Annotated in this window: 1 pseudogene; it reads right to left on the bottom strand. The window is 42.0% G+C overall.

What is annotated here, in order from left to right:
* A pseudogene (locus tag PAARA_RS07335) lies at window positions 1–2,159 on the bottom strand (RHS repeat protein); the annotation flags it as partial.

The raw sequence follows: 2,159 nt of genomic DNA, 5'->3' as shown, positions 1-2,159 counted from the left end.
GTTTTTGCATCTGCTAAGTCATTTAGCTTTGCGTTTCCAACCGGCATTAAGCCACCACTGGCTAAACGTGGTTTACCAAATGGGTCATAGTTGCGTTGAGTACTCACATAACCATTATAGTCTGTGATTATGCGCGCACTTTGTAAACGGTCTCTATGTGTGTAACGTATGCTCGCAGTCTCATCCGTCGTTTGGCTTATCACTGCTATGTCATCAATATAGGCACGCCATGTGGTTTTGGTGCCGTCGATGTCTTCTTCATATAATTTATCACTGTAGAAGGTGGTTACGCTGCCATTCACTTGCTTAAAGCGCATGTGTTGTGGACCGTAAGTAAAGTTAAGTGTTTTGCCCTCTTTTATGAGTTGGATTGGCTTATCCATTGCGTTGTAAATTGCATGTGATAATCCATCGCCTTTTATCATATTACCACGAGCGTCGTAGCTAAATGTTTTCCAACTACCACTTCGGTATACACGTTTTACTGCGTTTGGCCCACCTGTTGTCCCTGTTGTGTAGTCGTACTCTGTGGCGTAATCTGATTTGAATAATAAGTTACCTACACTGTCATAGCTGTAGTGTGTGATTTCATGACCATTGACTGAGTTACTTTTTAATCGATGCAAGTCATCATAAACATAACTCTCAGAAAACTGGTGTTGGTCAATACCAAGGTTACCTGTCGTTACATCCACTTGTTTTAAATTACCAAACCCATCGTATGATTGATAATTGATATTCATTAAATTACGAGTGCCTTTCGCCACGCTCTTCAACAGCATTTGTCCATTTTGCTCACTATAGGTGGCCGTTTCTGATGTGCCATTTCCAAGCTTTGCTGCGGTGATGTTGCCAAATACGTCTTGGTCTGTCACTGTTTTATAAATATAGTCGTTTGCTGTATTTTTAACGTGCTGCAAATAACCACTATTTGTATAATCGTAACTAATTGTTAAATCATTTGGGTAACGTAGCCCTTTAACTCGTCCGTAGTTTGCATCATAGAAGGTGGTTGTTTTATAGGATTTACCACTACCAGTTATTGTTTGTGTGGCTGGTCTGCCATGACTATCGAAACTGAATGTTTTAGTCACTCCGTTTCCTGTTGCTTGGCTTAGCTGTCCAAGGCCGTATGTTGCACCGTCGTAGGTGTACGACAATGTGTTTTCCCCAGTACCTGTTCGTCGCGTCACACGCCCTAATACATCGGTGATATAACTGAGGGTTTTACTGCCAACACGTATTTCTCGTTGTAACTCACCAAAGCCATTGTACTCAAAGTTGGTTACCCCCTGATTTGGGTCATCAACTTGCGTCTTCTGCCCCAGTGCATTGTATTTAGCAAGAATCTTATTGCCATTTGCATCCTGAATAACAATGGGTAACCCCTGTGCATTATAGCTGTAACGTGTAATGCCTCCCGCTGCATCAACTGTTTCCATTAACTGCTTCAAACTATTGTAAGTTCGAGACATGTCAAGTGCTTTGTTGTTACAATCTTCTGTTGCTGTGATATCTGTTTTCAACCCAGAATAGGCATAAGTGGTCGTCATGTCGCCGCAAGCTTGGTTGGTCACTTTTTCTGTTAGGCGACCAAGGATGTCATAATGAGTGTATGTGACACCATATGACCTATTCCCCTCTTTATAGGGAACAGATTCAAAGATTTTATAGCCCTTTGCATCGTAACTAATATCAGTAAATACCCAGTCACCATTAAAATCTTCTACTGCTGTGCGTAATACCCGGCCAAGCTTATCTTGATAGACTTTTTGCGTCGGTTGACCTGCACTCACTTTAACGATTTGGATAACAGCGTTCTCAGGTGCTTGCACATCTGGGCTTTGTACCGCTGTGTACACAATTGGTTGACCATCTGTTTTGCTGCTGTAAGGACGGTTATAATCATCAAATGTGTAACGCGTTGTTAGGTAGCTATTACCACTAAGCTGTTGCCGTGTCTCGGTTATTTGCCCTGTGGCTGCCTTCACTTCTGTGTAACTGATGTGTCCTTTTGCATTCGTTTGTTTATATGGAAAATACCCATCACTTGCTTCGGTTGTACCATTCTTAGAGTAGGTGATTTTACTCGTTCTAACTTGGTCGCTCCAACTGTTACTCGCTTTATAAGTTTCTGCTGTTTGGGTTACTTGGGTTGG

This window comes from Pseudoalteromonas arabiensis, assembly GCF_001550155.1.
Classification (GTDB): Bacteria; Pseudomonadota; Gammaproteobacteria; order Enterobacterales; family Alteromonadaceae; genus Pseudoalteromonas; species Pseudoalteromonas arabiensis.
The sequence above is the reverse complement of the archived record's forward strand: the minus strand, read 5'-3'. Positions and strand labels throughout refer to the sequence as shown.